This window comes from uncultured Proteiniphilum sp. (assembly GCF_937873925.1).
Lineage (GTDB): Bacteria > Bacteroidota > Bacteroidia > Bacteroidales > Dysgonomonadaceae > Proteiniphilum.
Window position 1 is genome coordinate 38,968 of sequence record NZ_CALNAT010000170.1, and the last position, 7,174, is coordinate 46,141.

Here is a 7,174-nt window from a genome sequence, read left to right on the forward strand (position 1 = left end):
CAGGATGATTGGATAGCTGAATCTACTATAACGCGAGTATGTATCTTTTTTAAACATGAATCTTGAATATTGTCAATTTAACTGTCTTAATGTGTTGCCTGAAGCCATTTTCCCGACAGGGTACCATCGATATCAAGCAATAATTGCTCTCCCTTCACTTTCGACGGAATAATCTTTTCCCCTAATTTTACCACCGGTGTTTTACCGCCCGGCGCGATGGGCAATGCCACCTGGCCTGTCCCCGTAATCTGTATCTGGTAAACAGTCGTTCCCTCTTTCGTCTCGGGAATAAAGACAATTTTCGCCAGGGGTTGTTTGGCAAAAATGTATTTACGGCCATCGATAATAATGTCCTTGCAATGGTTGCCGATAAAGGCTGTCAGGTGGTTTTTATCATCCGTTCTGAAAGCCATTGAAAGTTTTCCGTTATACGTGACCCTGTGTCCGTTGACAGCCATATTATCGAGTTCAATGGTATCGGTAGGCAATGGGTTAACAGCGAGGGCCTGTGCATCCCTTTCGGCATCGCGGGAGAAGCCCTCGTGCCAATTTTCGCGATGGGTGCGATAGTGCCGTACTACCATCGTCGTGGTGTTGGGAAACGTCGTTACAAAGTAATCCGAAGTACGGGATACCACCGAAGGGTTATCGTTGGCATTCGCCACACGCCCCGTGGCGGGATAAGCATCGGCTGCATGAAGCAGTTCGAACAGCGTGCGGGCTTCATATCCGAGGCTCTGTGACTGGTCGTCACGCGGGCGGAATCCAAGATAGTAGAATGCTCCTTTCCCGTGATCGGTTTTTACCCCGACGGTTTTACCATCGCACCGTGCAACAACCTCACTCCCGTTTGGATCCGCCGGATATATCCGGTCCACAAGGAAATCGGTCAGGATGGTTTGAGGTGATACGCCGGCAAAACTCCCGCTGAAAGTGATTTCCTTGCCCGCCGCGATTTCACCTCTATACCCGTCGTGTTGGTAGCGGATTCCCGACAGTTGCTGCCATTGTGCGGTACAATCCTTACCCTGTGAGTCGAGCAGAGGCGGGGTGCCAAACCAGAGCACTTTACCGCCATTTTCCATGAATTGTGCCAGCATATCGAGTAATCCTTTTTCCGGCAACGGTTCAAAGAGCACTACCAACGTACCGTACGTTTTGTCTTTTACCTTTAGTTTGCCATCGGACAACACTTCGCCCCATTCCATTAGTTTTTGAGCGGTAAGATAATTGGTATAGCCATATTGGGTCATCCAGCTCCCGAAGCGTTCCTCCACGGCTACCAGGCTTAACGGGTAGAGTGTCAGTACATCCACATCACGATGGACTCCCCCCGTTATCATGGAGATGTCACGGGGCGGTTGCGCGCCGAAAGCATAGTTGATTGCCATCCGGCGCTTCAGGGCCTCGGCAGGGAAACCCCATGCAGCCGCGTAGGCATTCGGGTATTTATTGACTACCCCTATGGATGTGGCCATGGCCGCACCGTAATAGTTACGATCGCCCCAACCGCATTCCGCAAAGTCGTTACCCGTCGGTTGCAGGTATTCACCCCATTTGAAGTAATCGTAACAGGCTGCTGCCGCCTGATGCACCGTATTGCTCCAGACGAAGTTCGAGGTATACTCGTACTGGGAAGGGATCGCAGGTAGTTTCTCGGTATTCCACAGGTCGATCGTGGGACTCTCTGCCCATGACGCGTGAGCGCCGGTTTTCAATTCACGTTTGAACAGAGACTCGGCATACTTTTTGGCGCCGTTGAAAAGGTCGACAACGCCGTTGTTCAGTAACTTGTAATAACGGTCGCGAAGCAGATAGGTACGGTGGATATCCTCCGCAGCCGGCCCCATTACGTACTGAATGTTGAGCACCGAGTGTGCAAACGGCTCGTAATTAGGTGCACCGTAGGCGAAATACAGCAGGTATCTGTCGTCGAAGGGTTGCCCGTACTTCCGTGTATATGTTTCAGACATGCTTTCGGTAAGATAGAGCGAGTTGAACTGTCCGTTCTCGTGGTGGCTAAAATAACTCCAGTCTTGCTGGATATGCATCTCGTCGGAGTAGAGCGCGGTCAGATTCACCCCTTTATCGTGGTATTTTTTCATCAACGTTTTGAGAAAGCCGGGGGCGTCTGCGTTGAAGTAATCCATCTCCTGGGTTTCATATTCAAGCATTACCATGACACGGTCGTATCCCTCTACTTCAGGCTCCTCGCCGGAAACGTGCAGCAGCCGCATCTCGATGCTTTGCCCCACTCCGCGTGCTTCGTAGTTCATCGTATCGGTCGCTTCGTACCTGATCCGGGTTAACGGGACAATATCTTCCGGCTTTACCACCCGGTAAGGGACGAAACCTCCGCTTTCCTTAAAGGCATACGCCTTCACGCTTTTCAAAGTTACCGGCGATTTACCCTTGTTATTGGTCCAATATACCTGATGCCAGATAGGAAGGTGAAATTTACCGGTTTTAGCATCCCGGAAGCCTACTTTGTAAGCCAGCCAGCGTCCGCTGTTACCGGTTTGCTTCTTGTAAGCGGGTCCCAGTTCCAGAGGGCTCAGCAGGCTTAGGCAAAGTCCCATATCGTATTGCTTCGCGAAATCACTCACGATCTTGATATTATCCACATATTCCTCGGTATCAGGTGTAAGTTGTCTTTTATCACCCGTATCGTTGCGGTATTGCCGGAAAAACTCATCGAATGCGATGATAAGTTCTTTGGACCCTTGCCGGCTACCCTCCTCGCAAATCTGCCTCAGACTCCGGACGTACTTGTTATAGCCGAGAGATAAATCCATCTCCTTGTCAGGATCGGTCAAATCTTTCAGTTGCTGGTCACTGGTGAGGATAATTGACTGAGCCCAGGCGGAGGATCCTACTCCGCAGAGGGAGCTCAATAAACAGAGTAAAAAGAAACTTTTTATCGTTTTCATGATTGAATTATATATTAGTTATTCAACTTCGTGTAACACTTCCGACCAGTCGTTGATACCGATGATCGATTTATATGGATCGAAAGCTTTGTCTTCCCAGGGGGTGTCGGCTGCCTGATAAAGATGCCAAACCGGTTTTTTCCCGGCAGGGTCCGTTTCGTCGTCCGGATATTTGCGGAGTCCGATGCGAAGCCCAAATTCCCCGCGCGCGTCCATCCAGTTATGCCACTGGAAAGCATCGATCCCATCGAGGTACTTCATTTTTTTCCAGGCATAGGCGAATCCGGCCGCCTGTTCGGCAAGATCCTTCCCGGAATAGGAGCGTGAATTCGTACCGTTTTCCGATAGCCAGACGGTTCTTTTTTGCGTGCCGAGGTATTTATTTTCAGGCAGCTTGATCCATTTATCCAGCACCTCGAGGTTTTTGAAGGTAACCATCGGCGAATTCATTGCAAAAGTGGCCGATCGGTCGTTCCACGTTTTTGGCTCGTTCAGGTCTTCCGGATAGGGATGGTAGGCTATCCCCCATTGGAAATCGCCTTCTACCTCCGAATAGCGGAGTAACCCGTTCAGAAGGTCGAGGGTGGAATAATCCCCGTCAACAGGGACCGGTTCAGCCCATGAATGGGTGAATGATGCGAACACCTCGCTGTTTTCATCGTATTGGCGGGCGATATTGTAGCACAGGCGCATCGATTTATGATACGCGTTGAGGAAAACATGCAGCGGCCGGTCCTGCCCCATGTTTGTCCATACATTTCCCGCGTCTACTTCGTTGTGCATGATCCAGTGGTGGATGCGTCCGTATTTATTGTCTTCCCTGTTATAACGGTTGGCCAGAAAGTCGAGCGCGGCCGCGTAACAATGGACGCTTTCCACGGAGGTCATATTCGGCATGGTATAAAAAGCACTCTCTCCTCCGAAATGTTCATCCTGGAGTAACCGCCCGATGGCCGGGTCGGCAGATTGGCTTTCCGGATTAACCAAGATGATGGCTGCCACAATAATGTTATGCTTTAACGCTTCAAGCATCGTGCGGTCGAATCCCTCAACCGAGGCGGTATTGAAATAGTATATCTTGCCATCGTACTCGTGCGCTATCGTGTTCTCCTGTTCTTCGAGGTACATGAAGCGGGTGATCCATATATTGACCGTGATGCTGGTAACCGGGAAATCGGTCAGATCGGAGGTGTGTCCTCTGCCGATATGATACCCTCCAATTCCTTTTCTTCCGGCAAGTACTCCTTTCGGCATGGTTCGTTCCGGCTTGATATGATCGGCGTACCTGGCCGACGAAAGAATTTTACCATGCTTGGTCACGACCCATTTGGAGAGAGCCTGGTCGTAACGAAACCCATCGATATCCACATACCTTTCCATTTCAATGGAGAAAGGTGATGGAGGCAGCTCCTCGCCCTTGAACTGTTCAGGTTTGATGATATCTTCCCACGGTTTCACCGCATGAAGCATTGCCTTACCACCGTCGGAAAGGTAATTCCCCTCTATAAGGACCGTGGAATCCTGTACTTCGACACGGGTAATAAAGGACTCGTAAGTGTTCGATAAATAACTTGCTGATTGGTCGTTCGCTTGCTTGTCGAGGTTCCTGAAAGCCTCTTTTTCCATGACAAGCGCATTTTCTGCCTCATTGCGTTTACGGAAACGAATATTACGTATCACTAATTCCGCGTTGGGACGATCACCGAAATCCAGCCGGAGCAAATCTGTTTCCGGGTTCCAGTTAAAGTGTTCAATGGATTCACTTAAGTCGACGGAATAGACCGCCATCTCCCCGGTGGGCTCCATTCCGGGGCATTTTTGGCTGCCGGCGACGTTGGAGCCGAAAGACCCTGTTTCCTTTGAAAGGAAGAAAACTTCCAGAAAATTAATTCCCTCTGCCGAACTGTATTCAAAGGTAAGTACCGATTGTTCTTTGCCCAACGGTTTGTTCAATCCTTTCAGGGAAATGTACGGATCTCCTCCTTTCGTGGTTATGCTATACCCGTATTCCTCGAGGGAATCTATTTCCATATGGTGGACAGTAGAGAGATCGAAGCGCAGGTATTCGGAACCTCCGGTATTACAGCCTCCGGCGAATAGATAGATAAGCGTGGATAGAATAAGGGGATATCTTGATTTCATCATTTTCTTTCAAGTTTTTTATTCAGAGAAAACAAAGTTAAACCGTCCCCCGGGGGCGGTATCGCCGTTTACATAAAAATCCATGATATTGCCGTTCTCCTGCATGTTGTCATTCCATTTGAATTCAACATTGATCCTCGTATTTTTCAGTGAAAGGATATCCCGGTCGATTTCGATCTCGAGACGATTCTCTTTTACTGCATACGGGCATTCAGCCACTTTTTCCCATTCCCATCGGTTTCCCACATTTTTCTCCACGATCACTTTCTTCTTGTCCGGGCTCTGCCTGTTTACGATAATATCATATCCGTTCCATCCGGTCGATTTATCCCGATCGACATCGATAAAGAGCATCATCCAGTTCCTGTCTTTGGGGGATGTTAGTTTGTCGGCCGTTTCCACATAAAAATACAGGTTTTTGTTGTCTCTCGCTACTTTGGCTTTCACGATATCATTGCGCCCGGTAGTATTGACATAATAGGTGTTGTTCCTTCCCCGATGGTCGCGGTGAGAGGTGTTTCCCTTATAATGATTGTACTCGGGTGATACGCTGTCCCACTGACCGGAGGATTTTCCTATCGTGATGGTCTTTGGGGCAGATACATCGGCCTGGGGAGACATGCCTTTGAATTTCCTGACCTTATCTACCAGCTGCAGGTAATACACATCGCCCTTGTCTCCCCATCCTTTGTTGGGTTCAATATCCCGGCTGTGCTCCCAGTCGAATTGATCGACAAATGAAAAGGGATCACCGGTCCAATTGTGTTCGGGAAGCCATTGCCCGGCGGTAAATTCGTTCCAGCCCGTGACGAAAACGAGTTCCGGGTCGAGTTCAAACGCTCTTTCCCATTGTTCCTGAAAATTCCATCCATACAGGTATCCGTCCACCCTGGGATCGAACCCATTCCTTTGGGAGAAACTACGTCCCTGCGATCCCGGCAGATTAAAGGCGCTGCAATGCCCGTTGGTTTCGGGTGCAGCGTTTTGCGCCACGCCCACCGTCACTTGTTCGTAACTTCCATTGGCTTGTTTTATATACCCGTGTTGCGGATAATTTTCCAACCATCCCCATTGGTCGTCCCTCCCCGGCCCATCTACATAATCCGGTTGTCCCGGCCTGAAGGTGAAGAAACCGGCTATTTCCCTGTCTTCCTGTTGGTCGGTTAAATTATCCGGGTAAGCCATGATACAGGGTTTCCCTTTCCAATAGAACCATAAATTTTCATATCTCCCGGCTTTATAGATGTCGTTATAAAGTTGACGGAGGGAAACCAACGAATGCGGCACGGGACCGAATGGAAGCATAAAAGCGATCTTGGGAACCTCTACCCCATCTTTCTGTGCCTGATCCCATGTCTTCATCAATGCTTCATACGATTCACCCCAGGTCAGGGACCCGTTCGTGCAATCAAAGAAAACGACATCCACCTTAGCATCTGCAAGCATTTCAGCATGTTTCCGGAGAACCCACGGATCGGTGGTTTTGTAATAACCGAGTAACGGTTCTTCCCAGAAAAAGAATCCCGGTTTTCGTTTGCCCCAAGCCGGGTGGTTATAATCTTTCATTGCTTCGGGATGATTTCTTACAATCTCAGTGATGTTTTTCACAGTGGTTGTCGTGTCGTCATTCCCCTGATGCCATGTCCAGTAAAACATAGCCACGTATTTATCCTTTGGGCTTCCCGTATCCGAATAATTGCGCAATTCTCTCCCAAGCCCATCTGTAGCGACCCACTGGTCGCTGTTTATCTGTTGAGCATTGGTCGGGAGATATGCCATCCATGCCATTAAATAGCCTATTCCGATGATTTTTTTTAAATTGAATAACATAATTGTTTGTGTTTAACTGATTATTTTCCTTTGTAATCAAATTAGAAGTTATTGATTTTCATCTATTGGCAACCATGTGCAAACATGGTTCCCGTTATCCCAATTATTCACGGAAGCGTAATCGACCATAGTAATGGTTTTTCCGTTTTGAGTTGGAATCAACAATTGAAGTTTTGTGTTTTGCTGTGTGGGAGTTACAGGAACAGCTTCAATATATCCATTTTGGATCTTCAAAGAAACAGGCTGATTATAGTCTGCCTCTATATTCTCAT

General features: G+C 48.6%; 4 protein-coding genes. All 4 read right to left on the minus strand.

The annotated features are described in order from the left end of the window. Positions 1-86 precede the first annotated feature (86 nt). Complete coding sequence (locus tag Q0502_RS11755) at positions 87-2,930, minus strand: hypothetical protein (protein WP_298650932.1); 2,844 nt, start codon at positions 2,928-2,930, stop codon at positions 87-89. An 18-nt stretch (positions 2,931-2,948) separates the two neighbouring features. Beyond that, the gene (locus Q0502_RS11760; protein ID WP_298650934.1) at positions 2,949-5,075 is read right to left on the minus strand and encodes a DUF5722 domain-containing protein; all 2,127 of its coding nucleotides are present in this window, start codon (positions 5,073-5,075) and stop codon (positions 2,949-2,951) included. 15 nt (positions 5,076-5,090) lie between these two features. Further along, complete coding sequence (locus Q0502_RS11765) at positions 5,091-6,902, minus strand: hypothetical protein (protein WP_298650936.1); 1,812 nt, start codon at positions 6,900-6,902, stop codon at positions 5,091-5,093. 48 nt (positions 6,903-6,950) lie between these two features. Then, positions 6,951-7,174, minus strand: a 224-nt coding sequence (locus tag Q0502_RS11770) for a hypothetical protein (protein WP_298650938.1), incomplete at its 5' end; no start/stop codon positions are given.

Coding starts and splice junctions, on each gene's coding strand:
- Q0502_RS11760 (WP_298650934.1), bottom strand. CDS start 5,075: ATGATGAAATCAAGATATCCCCTTATTCTATCCACGCTTATCTATCTA.
- Q0502_RS11765 (WP_298650936.1), bottom strand. CDS start 6,902: ATGTTATTCAATTTAAAAAAAATCATCGGAATAGGCTATTTAATGGCA.
- Q0502_RS11755 (WP_298650932.1), bottom strand. CDS start 2,930: ATGAAAACGATAAAAAGTTTCTTTTTACTCTGTTTATTGAGCTCCCTC.